Origin of the sequence: Embleya sp. AB8 (genome assembly GCF_049739465.1) — a bacterium.
Taxonomy (GTDB): Bacteria; Actinomycetota; Actinomycetes; order Streptomycetales; family Streptomycetaceae; genus Embleya.
Genome location: NZ_JBMHHY010000043.1, coordinates 15,565 through 31,848, shown reverse-complemented (window position 1 = coordinate 31,848; position 16,284 = coordinate 15,565). Strand labels below are relative to the sequence as shown.

Here is a 16,284-nt window from a genome sequence, read left to right as displayed (position 1 = left end):
GCCGGTATCGCCGTGCGACGGGTTCACCGGCGCGGGTAGACCGGATGGGTCGCCACCAGTTCGCCGACCGCCGCGCGCACCTCGCGCAGCGTCGTTTCGTGGTCCTCGCGCACCGCCCGACCGAGCAGCAGCGCGATCTCCTTCATGTCCGTCTCGGTCATCCCCTGCGTGGTCACCGCGGCCGTACCGACCCGGATCCCGGACGCGATCGTCGGCTTGACCGGGTCGAACGGCAGCGCGTTCTTGTTCAGCGTGATCCCGGCCCGCTCGCAACGCCGTTCCGCGTCGCTCCCGCTGACGCCGATCGCCCGCAGATCGAGCAGCGCCAGGTGGGTGTCGGTACCGCCGGAGACCGGCCGCATGCCCTCGGCCTGCAAACCCTGCGCGAGTGCCTGTGCGTTGGCCACCACCCGGCGGGCGTAGACCCGGTACGCCGGGCCGGCCGCCTCGGCGAGCGCGACCGCCTTCGCGGCCACCGTGTGCATGTGCGGGCCGCCCTGACTGAACGGGAACACCGCGCGGTCGATCCGCTCGGCGAACTCCTCGCGGCACAGGATCAGTCCGCCGCGCGGCCCGCGCAGCACCTTGTGCGTGGTGCAGGTGACCACGTCCGCGTACGGAACGGGCGAGGGCACCGCGTCGCCCGCGACCAAGCCGATGAAATGCGCCGCGTCGACCATCAGGAACGCGCCCACCTCATCGGCGATCTGTCGAAATGCGGCGAAATCGACAAGTCGCGGATATGCCGTCGCGCCGCACACGATCAGCCTCGGCCGATGTGCCCGGGCCAGGTCCCTGACCTGGTCGTAGTCGATCCGCTCGTCGCTCTCGCGGACCCCGTAGGCGAGCACGTCGAACCAGCGCCCGGAGAAGTTCACCCGCGAGCCGTGGGTGAGATGCCCACCGTGCGGCAGCGACATGGCCAGGATCGGATCGCCCGGCGCGAGCAACGCCGCGTAGGCCGCCAGGTTCGCCGCGGTGCCCGAATGCGGCTGCACGTTGGCGTGTTCGGCGCCGAACAGCGCCCGGGCCCGGGCCACCGCGAGCCGCTCGGCCCGGTCCACCTCGGCGCAACCGCCGTAGTAGCGCCGGCCGGGGTAGCCCTCGGCGTACTTGTTGGCGAGCGTGCTGCCCAGTGCGGCCAGCACCGCCGAGGAGGTGAAGTTCTCGCCGGCGATCAACTGGAGGCCGCCGCGCTGTCGGGCCAGCTCGGCCAGGAGCACCTCGGCGAGTTCCGGATCGCTCGCCTCGAGCGCGGCGAAGTCCGGTCCCCAGAACGGAGTTGGCGTGGAGTCGGGAGTGCCCATGGGACTGCTCCTCAAGGCCGCAGAGACCTCTCCACCATAGGCCGGGGGTCGGAGCACGGACAGGCTCTTCCCGGGCCGATTCGGCCCGGTTCCCGGCCGCCGCGCGCGGGCGGTCGCGACCGGTACGCCGACCCGTCGGTCAGCGGCTGTGCGCGGGGTGCCCGGTGAGCGCGGTGAGCACCGGATCCAGCGCAGAGCCGATGTCGGAGGCGCAGGCCCGGAACACGCTCAGCGGCGCGCCGTACGGATCGGCCACCTCGTCCCACTCGGGATCGGGCGCGGCCAACCGCCCGCGCAGCGCCGCGGCGGCCCGCACCAGCGACCGGCCGCGCCGGACCAGGTCGCGCTCGGGGTATGGGGCCCGCTCCAACACCGCGACCAACCGGGTGAACTCCTTGAGGGTGAACGTGCGCAGCCCCGAGGCATGCCCCATCGACACCACGTGCGCCCGATGATCCAGCGTCGCGGTGAGCACCAGGTCCGCCTCGGCCACGTGCTCGTCGAGCAGCTCGCGGCCGTGGAAGTCGCCGGGATCGGCGCCGTATTCGAGCAACACCTCGGCCGCGTGCGGCTCCATCGGCGCGCCCTCGTGTCCCCAGGTCCCGGCGCTCTGCACGCTCAGCCGCACGGCGTCGTCGGCCGCGAGCCGGCGCTCCAGGCCGAGGCGCGCGAGCCGTTCGGCGATCGGCGAGCGACAGATGCTCCCGGTGCACACGAACAGGATCCGAAACGCGTCGGCCGAGCCGGACCCGTAGGGCCCGTAGGAGTGCCCTCCCGGATGGGGAGACGGAGGTGGCGCGGTCAATTCACGCCCTCCAGGTCGGGTACGACCTCGCGCAACGTCTCCAGGGACAGGGCACCCTCGCGCAGCAGCCGCGGCCGACCGGCGGTCAGGTCGACGATCGAGGACGGCGCGGTCGAGGGGCACGTACCGCCGTCCAGGTACACCGACACCGAGTCGCCGAGCTGGGCCTGCGCGTCGTCGACGGTGGTGGCCGGCGGGTTGCCGGATCGATTCGCGCTGCTGACCGCCATCGGCCCGGTCTCGGTGAGCAGTTCGATCGCCACCGGGTGCAGCGGCATCCGCACCGCGACCGTGCCGCGCGTGTCGCCCAGGTCCCACATCAGCGACGGCTGGTGGAAGGCGACGATGGTCAGCGCCCCCGGCCAGAAGGCGTCGACCAGTTCCCAGCCCACCTCGGGAAATCCGGTGACCAGCCCGTGCAGCGTGTTCGGCGAGCCGACCAGGACGGGCGAGGGCATGTTGCGGCCCCGCCCCTTGGCGTCCAGCAACGCGTGCACCGCGTGCGGGGTGAACGCGTCCGCACCGATCCCGTACAGGGTGTCCGTCGGCAGCACGACCAGATCGCCGCGCTTGATCGACCCGGTCGCCTCCCGCAGCCCGAGCCCGCGGTCCATCGCGTCGGAGCAGTCGTAGCGTCGGCTCATCGGGCACTTACCTCCGGAAACGGTACGGGCGGTACGGAAACTGCGCATGGCGCGAATGGTGCGGATGGTGCGACCACTGCGCGTGGTACGGGTGGTGCCGGTGCCGCGAGCGGTGCGGGCGCGCGGTTCACGCGCCTTCCTTGCGGGCGGTGGTGAACCGGGGGCGGTTGGTCAGGTCGCGGTGATCGGCCGCGTCCACCCAGCCGGCCTCCTCGTTGAAGATCCACGGCACCGCGCCGCCCTGCGTGTCGGCGTGCTCGACCACGGCCAGGCCGCCCGGCCGCAGCAGCCGGTAGGCGGTCTTGGCCAGGATCCGGATGAAGTCGAGCCCGTCCGGCCCGGAGAACAGCGCCAACTCGGGATCGTGGTCACGCGCCTCGGGGGCCATCTCGTCCCGCTCCTCCAGCGGCACGTAGGGCGGATTGCAGATGACCAGGTCGACCGTGCCGTCCAGCTCCGGAAGCGCGGCGAGCGCGTCGCCCCGGTGCAGGATCACCCGCGAGCCGCTCGCGTTGCGCTGCGCGTAGCCGTACGCCCCCGGGTCCAGCTCGACCGCGTGCACCACCGAGCGCGGCACCTCCTGGGCGACGGCCAGCGCGATCGCCCCCGAGCCGGTGCACAGGTCGATCACCAGCGGCTCGGCCACGTCCATCGCGCGCAGCGCGTCTATCGCCCAGCCGACCACCACCTCGGTCTCCGGGCGGGGCACGAACACGCCGGGACCCACCTGGAGTTCGAGGTAGCGGAAGAAGGCGCGCCCGGTGATGTGCTGCAACGGCTCGCGGGCCTCGCGGCGGGCGATGGCCTCCCAGAACCGCGCGTCGAAGTCGCCGTCCGCGACGGTGTGCAACGCGCCCCGCTTGACGCCGTGCACGAACGCCGCGAGTTCCTCGGCATCGAAGCGCGGAGAGGGAACACCCGCGTCGGCCAGTCGCAGGGTGGCCTGGGCCACCTCGGCGAGCAGCAGGTTCATCTCGTCTCCGTTATTGGTGGGCGAGCCGAGCGGCCATGTCGGCGTCCACACACGCCTGGATGACCGGATCGAGGTCGCCGTCGAGCACCTGGTCCAGGTTGTACGCCTTATAGCCCACGCGGTGGTCGGAAATCCGGTTTTCCGCGAAGTTGTACGTCCGGATGCGCTCGGAACGGTCCACCGTACGGACCTGGCTGCGCCGCACGTCGGAGGCCTCCTTGTCGGCCTCCTCCTGGGCCGCGGCGAGCATTCGGGCGCGCAGGATGCGCATCGCCGACTCCTTGTTCTGGAGCTGGCTCTTCTCGTTCTGGCAGGAGACCACGATGCCGGTCGGCAGGTGTGTGATGCGCACTGCGGAGTCGGTGGTGTTGACCGACTGGCCGCCGGGGCCGGACGAGCGGTAGACGTCGATGCGCAGGTCGTTGGCGTTGATCTCGACCTCGACGTCCGCCGCCTCGGGCAACACCAGGACGCCGGCCGCGGAGGTGTGGATGCGGCCCTGCGACTCGGTGGCGGGCACCCGCTGCACGCGATGCACACCGCCCTCGAACTTCAGCCGGGCGTAGACGCCCTCGCCGGGCGCCGGGTTGCCCTTGGTCTTGACCGCGACCTGGACGTCCTTGTAGCCGCCCAGATCGGACTCGTTGGCCTCGAGGATCTCGGTCTTCCAGCCCGCCCGCTCGGCGTAGCGCAGGTACATCCGCAGCAGGTCGCCGGCGAACAGGGCCGACTCCTCGCCGCCCTCGCCCGCCTTGACCTCCAGGATCACGTCCTTGTCGTCGGCCGGGTCGCGCGGCACGAGCAGCCGGCGCAACTTCTCCGCGGATTCCTCGCGGCGCTCCTCGGCCTCGGCCGCCTCGGCGGCGAAATCCGGGTCCTCGGCGACCAGTTCGCGGGCGGCCTCGACATCGTCGCTGGCCATCGCCCACTGCCGGTAGGCGTCCACGATCGGCCCCAGTTCGGCGTAGCGCCGGCCGAGGTTGCGCGCGCGCGTCTGGTCCGTGTGCACGGCCGGGTCGGCGAGTTGCCGCTCCAGGTCGGCGTGCTCGGCGAGCAGGTCGTCCATCGCCTCGAACACTGGGGGGCTCCTCTGGGTATGGCCGCGGGTGTGGCCGCTCGGCCGCGAACTCGGCGGGATCGGTGTCGACGACTTCCGGAGACAAACGAACGGCGCCGGAGGCGCGGGACGGACCTTGGACAGGCCCACCGCACCTCCGGCGCCGCAGGGTCGCTACTTCTTGCCGCCCACCGGCTGCGTACCGAAGCGCTTCTCGAAGCGCGCCACACGGCCACCCGTGTCGAGGATCTTCTGCTTGCCCGTGTAGAACGGGTGACACTGCGAACAGACCTCGACGCGGATCTGGCCGCTGGTCGCGGTGCTGTGCGTGGTGAACGTCGAACCACAGCCACAGGTGACGGTGGTCTCCACGTACTCGGGGTGGATGTCGGGCTTCACAGGAGTCTCCTTGAGGTTCGGGAGGGCGCCGGGTCGTACGCCCGACTGGGCGTCACGTGAACCGGGGCCGACAGAGCAGTCTGCCAGGAGGGGGCGACCGGACCCAAATCAGGGTCTGTACCGCCCAACCACGACCTGTGTCGCGGCATTCCCTCCCGGCCGACGCCGTGTCTTGTCTTGCGTCTTGTGGCTTACATTCCGTACGACGAGTCCGAGGACTAGTCGTTCGGCATCGGCGTGGTCTTCTGAATCTGCATCAGGAACTCGCCGTTGCTCTTGGTCTTCTTCATCTTGTCCAGGAGCAGCTCGATGGCCTGCTGCTGGTCGAGGGCGTGCAGCACCCGGCGCAGCTTCCAGACGACCGCGAGTTCGTCCGAGGCCATCAGGATCTCTTCCTTGCGGGTGCTGGACGCGTCCACGTCCACCGCCGGGAAGATCCGCTTGTCGGCGAGCTTGCGGTCGAGCTTGAGCTCCATGTTGCCGGTGCCCTTGAACTCCTCGAAGATCACCTCGTCCATCCGCGAGCCGGTCTCGACCAGTGCGGTGGCCAGGATGGTCAGCGAGCCGCCGTTCTCGATGTTGCGCGCGGCGCCGAAGAACTTCTTCGGCGGGTAGAGCGCGGTCGAGTCGACACCACCGGAGAGGATCCGGCCGGAGGCGGGCGCCGCGAGGTTGTAGGCGCGGCCCAGGCGGGTGATCGAGTCGAGCAGCACGACCACGTCGTGGCCCAGCTCGACCAGGCGCTTGGCCCGCTCGATGGCCAGCTCGGCGACGATCGTGTGGTCCTCGGCGGGCCGGTCGAAGGTCGAGGAGATGACCTCGCCCTTGACCGACCGCTGCATGTCGGTGACCTCTTCGGGGCGTTCGTCCACGAGCACGACCATCAGGTGGCACTCGGGGTTGTTCACCGTGATCGCATTGGCGATCGCCTGGAGCACCATCGTCTTGCCCGCCTTGGGCGGCGCGACGATGAGCCCGCGCTGGCCCTTGCCGATCGGCGACACGAGGTCGATGATCCGCGTGGTCAGTGCGCTGGAGTCGGTCTCCAGGCGCAGCCGGTCCTGCGGGTAGAGGGGGGTCAGCTTGTTGAAGTCGGAGCGCTGCCGCGCCTGTTCCGGCTCCATGCCGTTGACCGTGTCCAGGCGCACGAGGGCGTTGAACTTCTCCCGACGTTCACCGTCGCGCGGCTGGCGCACCGCGCCGACGATCGCGTCACCCTTGCGCAGGCCGTTCTTGCGCACCTGGGCGAGCGAGACGTAGACGTCGTTGGAGCCGGGCAGGTAGCCCGAGGTCCGCACGAAGGCGTAGTTGTCGAGGATGTCCAGGATGCCCGCGACCGGGACCAGGACGTCGTCGTCGGCCAGCACGGGCTCGTTGGTCTCGAAGCCCTCACGGCCGCCGCGCCGACGGTTGCGGTCGCGGTAGCGGCCACGACGCCGCCGGCCGCCGCCCTCGAAGTCGTCGTCGGAGTCCAGCGGACCGTTGTCCTGCTGCTGTTGCTGCTGCTTGCCGCGCTCGCCGCGGTCGGTGCGCTCGGCCCGGTCGGCGCCGCGCTCGTTGTTGCCGCGGTCGCCGCGGTCGGTGCGCTCGCCGCGGTCGGGCCGGTCGGCGCGGTCGCCGCGCTCCGGGCGCTCGGCGCGCTCGGTCCGCTCGCCGCGCTCGTTGTTGTTGCGCTCGCCGCGGTCGCGCCGGTTCTGGCCGCGCTCGCGACGCTCGCGGCGGCCTTCCCGCTCGCCGCCCTCGCGCTGCTCGCCCTGGTCGTCACCGGTGCGCTCGGGGCGCTCGGTGCGCTCGCCGCGGCGGCGGGTGGGGGCCTCGACGGCCTCCGCCGTCGGCTCCCCCTGCTCGCGCCGGGTGCGGCCGTTGGCGGGCGCCTCGGCGGCGGCCTGTACCGGGATCTCGATCTGCGGCGCGGTCTCGACCGCGACCCGCGTGCGGGCGGCGCGGCGGGCCCGGGTGGGCGCCTCCGCGACCGGCGGCGCCTCGGCGGCGGGGGCCTCGGCGGGCGCCGCGCCGTTGTCCGCCGCGGCGGCGGCCTTGGCCCTGGTCGCCCGGGCCGGCTTCGTGGCGGCAGCGGCGGCGGGAGCGGCGTCCGAACCACCCTGCTTCGCCTGGATGGCCTCGATCAGCTGGCTCTTGCGCATGCGGCCGGTGCCGCTGATGCCGAGACCGGTGGCGACCTGCTGCAGCTCCGCCAACACCATGCCGTTGAGGCCGGTGCCCGTCGAGCGGCGGCGCCGCGTGGCGGGAGCGGGTGCGTCCGCGGTGGCAGCCGCGTCACCCGAGGCGGACGCGGCCTGCGGCGTTGCGTCCATGAGTTCGGTGGTGTCGCTCACGAAGGGTCCTTCCCTGGAGCGGGCGTCGGCCTTGAGGGGGCTCGGCGACCGGTTGTGCTGTCCGTCCCGCTTCCAGTGCGGTCCGGTGCGGTGGTCCGCCGGATGGCGGGAATCGTCGAAAATGTGCCCAGTACTGCGGGGATCGGGCTCATGTATGCCTGTGGGGGCTCGTATTCCTGTAGGGGAAGTGCCCTCGGGTCCCCGGGATGTGCTCGACGCGGCGCGGTGGTTCCGCCGGTCTGTATCGGGGAGCCACGTTCGTCACGAAGGACAGGCAGGAGGGGAAACTCCCAAAGGATCGTGGCCACAGAGCACCGAACGCGCCCAACCCTGTGCGGGTGGGGGATCTGGTGCGGTGATGACGCTAACACTACCGGACCCACGAGACATTCCCCCACCCCATCGCTCCCCCGGCGCAGCCCATTTTTTCTTCCTGCAGCAGACCAGCTTCCTGCGGTAGTGCAGTGGAGTGAACGGATCCACCACCGTCGCCGCCCCGTCGCCCGGCTGCGCCGAGGGTGCCGGCGGGCCGGCCACGCGCTACCGGACGCACTGCCAACGAACAGCGAGTGCGCAGGTCACGCCAGTGGCATGACGCTTGCTCCGGCTCCGTCCACGTGCAATTGCCGAACCACCCAATCGGGCCCGGCACTGCCGATCGCCTCGTCCACGCGGTCGGATGTGACCAGGGCGAGTACGGTCGGCCCCGCGCCGGAGACGACCGCGGCCATCCCCTGTGCGCGCAGCTTGTCGATCAATTCGGCGCTCGCGGGCATCGCGGGCGCTCGGTAGGTCTGGTGCAACCGGTCCTCGGTCGCGGCGAACAGCAGGTCGGGCCGCGAGGTCAGCGCGGTGACCAGCAGGCCGGCCCGCGCCGCGTTCGCCGCGGCGTCGCGATGGGTCACCTTGGCCGGCAGCAGACCGCGCGCGACCTCGGTGGACAGTGGGGTGGCGGGTACGAACACGACGGGAGATATACCCCGGTCGGGGGTCGCTCGCACCGCCCGGGGTCCGTCCTCGTCGGTCCAGGCGATGGTGAAGCCGCCGAGCAGACACGCCGCGACGTTGTCCGGGTGGCCCTCGAGTTCGGTGGCCAGGGCCAACGTTGCCTCGTCGTCGAGCCGTTCGGCGCCGCCTATGGTCAGCGCCCGGGCGGCGATCACCCCGGCGCAGATCGCCGCTGCGGACGAGCCCAGACCGCGTCCGTGCGGGATGCGATTGGCGCAGACCACGTCGAGCCCGGGCGGTCGGCCGCCCATCGCCTCGAACGCGGCGTACGCGGCGCGGACCACCAGGTGGTTCTCGTCCCGGGACAGGTCCTCGGCGCCCTCACCGGCGATGTCGATCGACAAGCCCTCGTCCGCGACCCGGACGGCGACGTCGTCGTACAGTCCGAGCGCGAGTCCGAACGCGTCGAACCCGGGGCCCAGGTTGGCGCTCGTGGCCGGGATGCGAACCCGGACGGGGGCGGCACGGAATGCGGGGCCGGCCATACGCGTGGACACTCCTCCTCGTGGAGTTCCGGGCACCTTCGCGGGACGATCCGAACCGATGGCGCGTTCGGGAAATCGCGGGTGCTGCGGAACGGCAGGAACAGACGCGAGACTCGGGCGGCATGCGCCGCGGAACGAGTGGAAGGCCGCGTCCGGTGATCAGCCTACCGAAGGTGCGTTCCCTCGCGGGACACCGTAACCACCGCGTCGTGGGATTGGTACCGGTCGGCGTCGAATTGCTGCGGGGCAACGCCGGATCGGTACGAGAAAATGGATCGAAATGGACCGAGGGCGGTCGACGGCCGACCGTCGACCGCCCTGGTTTGATCTTGTCGCTTTTCCCTACCGGCGCTTTTTCGTACCGGTACCTTCCCCGCGTGGATTATCGCCCGCGGGTATCGGACCGGTTTCCGGTCCTTCCAGTATCCGCCCCTCGCCCGCTATCGGGGCGGTTTCGGGGCCGGAATCCGGCCGAAATCCGGCCGGTGTCCGACGCCGGGCAAACGCCGGGCCCGACCGGTCAGCCGAGGCCGAGTTGCGCGGCGGCGGCCGCGGCGTCGATCGGCACCACGACCGGCTTGGGCGCGCCGGCGACGGCCCAGTCCGGGTCCTTGAGGCCGTTTCCGGTCACCGTGCAGACGATCCGCTGGCCCGGGTCGACCCGGCCCTGTTCGGCCGCCTGGAGCAGTCCGGCCACACTCGCGGCGGAGGCGGGCTCGACGAACACGCCCTCCTGCGCGGCCAGCAGGCGATACGCCGAGAGGATCTGACGGTCGGTCACCGACTCGATGTGGCCCCCGGATTCGTCCCGCGCGGCGATCGCGAAGTGCCACGAGGCCGGGTTGCCGATCCGGATCGCGGTGGCGATGGTCTGCGGCGAGAGCACCGGCGCACCGCCCACCAGCGGCGCCGAACCGGCCGCCTGGTAGCCCCACATGCGGGGTCGGCGGGTGGCCAGGCCGTCCGCCGCGTACTCGTTGTAGCCCTGCCAATACGCGGTGATGTTGCCCGCGTTGCCGACCGGGAGCACGTGGATGTCGGGCGCGTCGCCGAGCATGTCCACGATCTCGAAGGCGGCGGTCTTCTGGCCCTCGATGCGCACCGGGTTGACCGAGTTCACCAGCGCGACCGGATACTTCTCGGCCAGATCGCGGGCCAGGGTCAGGCAGTCGTCGAAGTTGCCGTCGACCTGGAGGATGCGCGCGCCGTGCACGAGCGCCTGGCCCATCTTGCCCAGCGCGATCTTGCCCTGCGGCACGAGCACCGCACAGACCATCCCGGCGCGCACCGCGTAGGCGGCGGCGGAGGCCGAGGTATTGCCGGTGGACGCGCAGATCACCGCCCGCGCGCCCGCCTCCTTGGCCTTGGAGATCGCCATCGTCATGCCGCGGTCCTTGAAGGACCCGGTCGGGTTGGCGCCCTCGACCTTGAGGTGAACGTCACATCCCGTGCGCTCGGAGAGCACCTGGGCCGGGACCAGCGGCGTACCACCCTCACGCAGGGTGATCACGGGTGTGTTCGCCGAGACCGGCAGGCGATCCCGGTATTCCTCGATGACCCCGCGCCACTGAGTGGTGCGGACGCTTTCCTTGAGCGCGCTCACGGTGTCTCTACTCCCCTTCGACCCGCATGATGCCGGCGATGTCCCGGACGATGTCCATACCGCGCAGGTCGGCGACGGTCGCCGCGAGCGCGGCGTCGGTGGCGGTATGGGTGACGATCACGAGTGTGGCATCCCCGTCCCGGCCCTGCTGACGCACCGTGTCGATGGACACGTCGTGCTGCGCGAACACCGCGGCGACCTGGGCCAGTACGCCGGCCCGGTCGGCCACGTCCAGGCTGAGGTGGTAGCGGGTCCGGGCGATGCCCACCGGCTGCGGGGTGAGCTGGGCGTACGCCGATTCGCCGGGCCCGGTCGTACCGGAGAGCTTGTGCCGGCAGACCGCGACCAGGTCGCCGAGCACCGCGCTGGCGGTCGGCGCGCCGCCCGCGCCGGGGCCGTAGAACATCAATTGGCCGGCCGCCTCGGACTCGACGAAGACCGCGTTGTACGCCTCGCGCACGGACGCGAGCGGGTGCGCGCGCGGGATCATCGCGGGGTGTACGCGGGCACTCACGCTCTGCCCGTCGGCGCCGCGCTCGCAGATCGCCAGCAGCTTGACCACGCAGTCCATCGCCTTGGCACTGGCCACGTCGGCGGCGCTGACCTCGGTGATGCCCTCGCGGTAGACGTCGGCGGCGGTGACCCGGGTGTGGAACGCCAGCCCGGCCAGGATCGCGGCCTTGGCGGCGGCGTCGAAGCCCTCGATGTCGGCGGTGGGATCGGCCTCGGCGTAGCCGAGCGCGGTGGCCTCGTCGAGCGCCTCGGCGAAGCCGGCGCCGGTGGAGTCCATCCGGTCCAGGATGAAGTTGGTGGTGCCGTTGACGATGCCGAGCACCCGCTCCACCCGGTCCCCGGCGAGCGACTCGCGCAGCGGGCGAAGCAGCGGGATCGCGCCCGCGACGGCGGCCTCGTAGTAGATGTCCACGCCGTGTTTCGCGGCGGCGGCGTGCAGCGTCGAGCCGTCCTCGGCGAGCAGCGCCTTGTTCGCCGAGACCACCGAGGCGCCGTGCTCCATCGCGGACAGGATCAGGCCGCGGGCGGGCTCGATGCCGCCGATCACCTCGATCACCACGTCGACGTCGTCGCGTTTGACCAGTTCGACCGCGTCGGTGGTGATCAGCGCGGGGTCGATGCCCGCGCGCTCGCGCCCGGCGCGGCGCACGGCCACTCCGGCGAGTTCGATCGGGGCGCCGATTCGGGCGGCGAGGTCGGTCGCGTGCGTCGTCATGATGCGGGCCACTTCGGAGCCGACCACACCACAACCGAGCAGCGCCACCTTCAGCGGCTGCGTACGCATCATCCGACCTCACTTCTCGAAGACAAAGGTTGTCCGAGTCTGCCGTCCGACCGGTTTCCGGAGACGGGCAGTGCCGTCAAGTGTCGCTCGGATCATTCCCCGAACCGGGGAGGGTCCAGGATCCGAGACGACGATTCTTGCGGCCTCGCTTGGTGCCGACGGGACTTTCTCCCGCGTTCGGGGGCCGCCACGCGGCGCCCCCCGAAAGTTCCGTTGTTCTTGTCCGACTGCTTCCGGCTGCTCCCCGCTGCTCCCCGCTGCTCCCGGCTGCTTCCGGCTGCTTCCGGCTGCTTCCGACTGCTCTCGTCGGGCGATTTCCCGGCCGGCCCGGTTCAGCCGACGTCGAGGCGCAGCAGGTCCTCTTCCGTCTCGCGCCGCACGATCACGCGCGCCGCGCCGTCGCGGACCGCGATCACCGGCGGGCGGGTGACGTGGTTGTAGTTGCTCGCCATCGACCGGCAGTAGGCGCCGGTGGCGGGCACCGCGACCAGGTCGCCGGGGGCCAGGTCGGCGGGCAGGTACGCGTCGCGCACGATGATGTCGCCGGACTCGCAGTGCCGGCCGACCACGCGCGAGAGCATCGGCGCGGCGTGGCTGGTCCGGGAGACGAGGGTGACGGTGTACTCGGCGTCGTAGAGCGCGGTGCGGATGTTGTCCGACATGCCGCCGTCGACGCTGACGTAGGTACGCAGGCCCTCGAGCGGCTTGATGGTGCCGACCTCGTAGAGCGTGAAGGTGCCGGGCCCGGCGATCGCCCGGCCGGGTTCGACCGACAGGCGCGGCGCGGCCAGGCCGGCGGCGGCGCATTCGCGGCGGACGATGTCCAGGAGCGAGCCGGCGATGGTGGCGGGCGACTGCGGGTCGTCGGCGGAGGTGTAGGCGATGCCCAGGCCGCCGCCGAGGTCGATCTCCGGCAGCTCGACGCCGTGTTCGTCGCGGACCGCGACCAGCAGGGCGACCACCCGGCGGGCGGCCACCTCGAAGCCGGCGGTGTCGAAGATCTGCGAGCCGATGTGCGAGTGCAGGCCGATCAGTTCGAGCGATTCGAGCTTGCGGATCCGGCGGACCGCCTCGGCGGCCTGCCCGTCGGCGAGCGAGAAGCCGAACTTCTGGTCCTCGTGCGCGGTGGCGATGAACTCGTGGGTGTGCGCCTCGACCCCGACGGTGATCCGGACCAGCACCTGCTGGCGGACGCCGCGCCGATCGGCGAGGAAGGCGAGGCGGCTGATCTCCTCGAACGAGTCGACCACGATCCGGCCGACGCCCGCCTCAAGGGCGCGGTCGAGTTCGTCGGTGGACTTGTTGTTGCCGTGGAAGGCGATCCGGGCCGGGTCCATGCCCGCGGACAGTGCGACGGCCAGTTCGCCGGCCGTGCACACATCCAGGTTCAGGCCCTCCTCGGCGATCCAGCGCACCAGCGCGCGACACAGGAATGCCTTGCCCGCGTAGAACACGTCGGCGCCCTCGAACGCCTCGCGCCAGGCGCGGCAGCGGGCCCGGAAGTCGGCCTCGTCCAGGATGTAGGCGGGGGTGCCGAACTCGCGGGCGAGGTCGCGCACGTCCAGGCCGGCGACGGTGACCACGCCGTCGGCCCCGCGCTCGGTGTTGGCCGACCAGATCTTCGGATCGAGCAGGGCCAGGTCCTCGGGCGCGATCGGCGGCGCGCCGTCGGGCAGGACGTCCGCGTGCCGGGGACCGGCGGGGTGGGCGGAGCGGCTCATGTCGTGGTGCTCCCCGTGGGGTGAGGCGTCGGTGTGTGGATCGTGGGCCCGTGGGCTGGTGGACTCGTGGACTGATGAGCCGGTCGGCTCGTGGACTGATGAGCCGGTGGCTCGTGGGTTGCGATGCCGTGTTGCCGGGTTGCGATGCCGTGCTGCGTGATGCCCGCCGGGAACGGCCGAAGGCCGGGCGGTTGCCCGGCCTTCGGCCTGTCGCCTGCGTTGTGACGATCCGTCACATGCGCTCGGGGGCGGACACCCCGAGCAGGGCGAGGCCGTTGGCCACCACGGTTTTCGTGGCTTCGGCCAGCCACATTCGGGCGTGCGTCAGGTCGGTGACCTCTTCCTCGCCCTTGGGCAGGATCTGACAGTGGTCGTAGAAGCGGTGGTACGTACCGGCCAACTGCTCCAGGTAACGCGCCACGTGGTGCGGCTCGCGCATCTCGGCGGCCTTGGCCACCACGCGCGGGAACTCGCCGAGCATGCCGAGCAGGTCGGCCTCCCACTCGGTGGCCAGCAGCTCCGGCTTGAACTCGCCCTTGACGATCCCGCGTTCGGCCGCCTTGCGCTCGACGGCGGACATCCGCGCGTGCGCGTACTGAACGTAGAACACCGGGTTCTCGTTCTTGTGCGAGGTGAGGATGTCGATGTCGAGGGTGATGGTGGAGTCGGTGGAGGAGCGGGCCAGCGAGTAGCGCGCGGCGTCGACGCCGATCCACTCCACGACGTCGTCGATGGTGATGATGTTGCCGGCCCGCTTGGACATCCGGACCTCTTCGCCGGCCCGCATCATCTTCACGAACTGGCCGACGATGACCTCGATGTTGTGCTCGGGGTCGTCGCCCGCGCAGGCCACGATCGCCTTGAGCCGGCCGACGTAGCCGTGGTGGTCGGCGCCGAGCATGTAGACCGCGACCTCGTTGCCCCGGTCGCGCTTGTTCAGGTAGTACGCGGCGTCGGAGGCGAAGTAGGTCTTCTCGCCGTCGGACTTGATCAGGACGCGGTCCTTGTCGTCCCCGTAGTCCGTGGTGCGCAGCCAGATGGCGCCGTTGTCGTCGTAGACGTGGCCCTGCTCGCGCAGCCGCTCGATCGCCTGCTCCACCGCGCCGGACGCGTGCAGCGTGGTCTCGGAGAACCACACGTCGAAGTGTGCGCCGAAGTTCTCCATCGACCGCTGGATCTCGGCGACCATCAGCTTGAGGCCGGTGGCCCGGAAGACCTGCTCCTGCTCGACCTCGGCCAGGCCGAGCACGTCCGGGCGCTCGGCCAGGATGTCGGCGGCGATGTCGTTGATGTACGCCCCGACATAGCCGTCCTCCGGGACGGGCCGCCCATTGGCCGCCGCCATCAGCGACTTGCCGAACTTGTCGATCTGTACGCCGGCGTCGTTGATGTAGTACTCGGTGGTCACGTCGGCCCCGGAGGCGCGCAGGATCCGCCCCAGCGAGTCGCCGACGGCGGCCCAGCGCACTCCGCCGATGTGGATCGGCCCGGTCGGGTTGGCGGACACGAACTCCAGGTTGATCTTCAGCCCGTCGAACGCGTTGTTGCTGCCGTACGCGGCGCCGGCCGCGACGATGGCGCGGGCGAGCTCGCCCTGGGTGGCGGTGTCGAGCGTGATGTTCAGGAAGCCGGGCCCGGCGATGTCCACCTTGGCGACACCCGGCGTGCCGGCGATCCGCGCGGCCAGCAACTCGGCGATCTCGCGCGGCGCCCGCTTGGCCGGCTTCGCGAGCTGCAGCGCGATGTTCGTGGCGTAGTCCCCGTGCTCGCGGTTCTTGGGTCGCTCCACGGTGGTGCTCTCGGGCACGACAACGGCGAGCTCGCCCGCCTCGACGGCGGCACGAACCGCGGACAACACTGACTGCGAAAGCTCTGCGGGGGTCACGGCAACAAGGGTAGGCGAAGCGCAGCCGCCCCGATCACCGACCCGCCCGGCACGCGAGGTGGGCCGATTCCGGGTCGATCATTCGGGCGACAACTCCGGCGACAACGCCCGAACCAACCGAATCAACTGCTCGGGATGAAACGGCTTGGTCAGGTAGCCATCCACCCCGACCGCCCGGGCCCGGGAGAAATCCTCGTCCTGCGCACAGGCACTGATCATCAGGATCTTCAACCCTTTGGTCCGCGGATCCGCCCGCAACCGAGCCGCCGTCCCGATCCCGTCCAGATGCGGCATCACCACATCCAACGTCACCAGATCCGGCCGCACCTCGTGCACGAGCCGCAGACACTCCTCACCATCACACGCGGTACTCACCACGAACCCCTCCAGCCGCAGATTGACCGCGATCAGCTGCCGAATCACCTCGTCGTCATCCACGACAAGCACCCGCGCCGCCTCACCACCAATCCCGCCCACGCCAGTGAGGTTAGGCCCCGAACCCCCACCGGCGGGCCCGATCCGCACATCTCACCCCACCCGATCCCCCCAACCGGCAACCCCTTCGCAACCCACTCCCAGGAGCTGGTAATGTTCACGTCACCCGAGCCCCTGTAGCTCAGGGGATAGAGCAACGGCCTCCGGAGCCGTGTGCGCAGGTTCGAATCCTGCCAGGGGCACGTAAAGGTCAGAGTGTGTGAGTGGGGTCTGACCGGCAGGAACAGAACGATGAAGCGCCCGGCCTCGGTTTTGCTGAGGGTGGGCGC

At 71.0% G+C, this 16,284-nt stretch carries 13 protein-coding genes and 1 tRNA gene; 1 reads left to right on the top strand and 13 read right to left on the bottom strand.

Features of this window, described 5'->3' with window-relative positions:
* Positions 1–23 precede the first annotated feature (23 nt).
* From glyA to ABIA38_RS41620, 13 genes are all read right to left on the bottom strand, one after another.
* On the bottom strand, positions 24–1,307 hold the full coding sequence (gene glyA, locus ABIA38_RS41680; protein WP_424644219.1) for a serine hydroxymethyltransferase: 1,284 nt from the start codon (positions 1,305–1,307) through the stop codon (positions 24–26).
* Positions 1,308–1,446: 139 nt separating this feature from the next.
* Positions 1,447–2,112: a low molecular weight phosphatase family protein gene (locus ABIA38_RS41675; protein WP_424644218.1), complete on the bottom strand. Its 666-nt coding sequence runs from the start codon at positions 2,110–2,112 to the stop codon at positions 1,447–1,449.
* Complete coding sequence (locus ABIA38_RS41670) at positions 2,109–2,756, bottom strand: L-threonylcarbamoyladenylate synthase (protein WP_424644217.1); 648 nt, start codon at positions 2,754–2,756, stop codon at positions 2,109–2,111. The genes ABIA38_RS41675 and ABIA38_RS41670 overlap by 4 nt, the downstream gene beginning before the upstream one ends.
* A gap of 127 nt (positions 2,757–2,883) precedes the next feature.
* Positions 2,884–3,729, bottom strand: a complete 846-nt coding sequence (gene prmC / locus ABIA38_RS41665; RefSeq protein ID WP_424644216.1) for a peptide chain release factor N(5)-glutamine methyltransferase — start codon at positions 3,727–3,729, stop codon at positions 2,884–2,886.
* A 10-nt stretch (positions 3,730–3,739) separates the two neighbouring features.
* Complete coding sequence (gene prfA, locus ABIA38_RS41660) at positions 3,740–4,795, bottom strand: peptide chain release factor 1 (protein ID WP_424644254.1); 1,056 nt, start codon at positions 4,793–4,795, stop codon at positions 3,740–3,742.
* A 165-nt stretch (positions 4,796–4,960) separates the two neighbouring features.
* Positions 4,961–5,185: a 50S ribosomal protein L31 gene (gene rpmE, locus ABIA38_RS41655; RefSeq protein WP_424644215.1), complete on the bottom strand. Its 225-nt coding sequence runs from the start codon at positions 5,183–5,185 to the stop codon at positions 4,961–4,963.
* A 218-nt stretch (positions 5,186–5,403) separates the two neighbouring features.
* A complete protein-coding gene (rho, locus tag ABIA38_RS41650; protein ID WP_424644214.1) occupies positions 5,404–7,521 on the bottom strand; it encodes a transcription termination factor Rho in 2,118 nt (705 codons plus the stop codon).
* Positions 7,522–8,099: 578 nt separating this feature from the next.
* Positions 8,100–9,014: a homoserine kinase gene (gene thrB / locus ABIA38_RS41645; RefSeq protein ID WP_424644213.1), complete on the bottom strand. Its 915-nt coding sequence runs from the start codon at positions 9,012–9,014 to the stop codon at positions 8,100–8,102.
* A 520-nt stretch (positions 9,015–9,534) separates the two neighbouring features.
* Positions 9,535–10,617 carry a threonine synthase gene (gene thrC, locus ABIA38_RS41640; RefSeq protein WP_424644212.1) on the bottom strand — a complete coding sequence of 361 codons (1,083 nt, stop codon included), beginning with the start codon at positions 10,615–10,617 and terminating at the stop codon, positions 9,535–9,537.
* Positions 10,618–10,624: 7 nt separating this feature from the next.
* Positions 10,625–11,917, bottom strand: a complete 1,293-nt coding sequence (locus tag ABIA38_RS41635) for a homoserine dehydrogenase (RefSeq protein ID WP_424644211.1) — start codon at positions 11,915–11,917, stop codon at positions 10,625–10,627.
* Positions 11,918–12,246: 329 nt separating this feature from the next.
* Entirely contained in the window at positions 12,247–13,635 is a 1,389-nt protein-coding gene (lysA, locus tag ABIA38_RS41630; RefSeq protein WP_424644210.1) for a diaminopimelate decarboxylase, read from the bottom strand.
* A 232-nt stretch (positions 13,636–13,867) separates the two neighbouring features.
* Positions 13,868–15,520 carry an arginine--tRNA ligase gene (gene argS / locus ABIA38_RS41625; RefSeq protein ID WP_424644209.1) on the bottom strand — a complete coding sequence of 551 codons (1,653 nt, stop codon included), beginning with the start codon at positions 15,518–15,520 and terminating at the stop codon, positions 13,868–13,870.
* A gap of 78 nt (positions 15,521–15,598) precedes the next feature.
* Complete coding sequence (locus tag ABIA38_RS41620) at positions 15,599–15,997, bottom strand: response regulator (RefSeq protein ID WP_424644208.1); 399 nt, start codon at positions 15,995–15,997, stop codon at positions 15,599–15,601.
* Positions 15,998–16,125: 128 nt separating this feature from the next.
* Here ABIA38_RS41620 and ABIA38_RS41615 point away from each other — a divergent pair.
* Positions 16,126–16,197 (top strand) — tRNA-Arg (locus ABIA38_RS41615).
* The last annotated feature ends 87 nt before the right edge of the window (positions 16,198–16,284 follow it).

What these genes read in the sequence shown, in the direction of transcription:
- ABIA38_RS41635 (WP_424644211.1), bottom strand. Translation starts at nt 11,917, where the DNA reads ATGATGCGTACGCAGCCGCTGAAGGTGGCGCTGCTCGGTTGTGGTGTG.
- prmC (WP_424644216.1), bottom strand. Translation starts at nt 3,729, where the DNA reads ATGAACCTGCTGCTCGCCGAGGTGGCCCAGGCCACCCTGCGACTGGCC.
- thrB (WP_424644213.1), bottom strand. Translation starts at nt 9,014, where the DNA reads ATGGCCGGCCCCGCATTCCGTGCCGCCCCCGTCCGGGTTCGCATCCCG.
- prfA (WP_424644254.1), bottom strand. Translation starts at nt 4,795, where the DNA reads ATGGACGACCTGCTCGCCGAGCACGCCGACCTGGAGCGGCAACTCGCC.
- glyA (WP_424644219.1), bottom strand. Translation starts at nt 1,307, where the DNA reads ATGGGCACTCCCGACTCCACGCCAACTCCGTTCTGGGGACCGGACTTC.
- ABIA38_RS41670 (WP_424644217.1), bottom strand. Translation starts at nt 2,756, where the DNA reads ATGAGCCGACGCTACGACTGCTCCGACGCGATGGACCGCGGGCTCGGG.
- lysA (WP_424644210.1), bottom strand. Translation starts at nt 13,635, where the DNA reads ATGAGCCGCTCCGCCCACCCCGCCGGTCCCCGGCACGCGGACGTCCTG.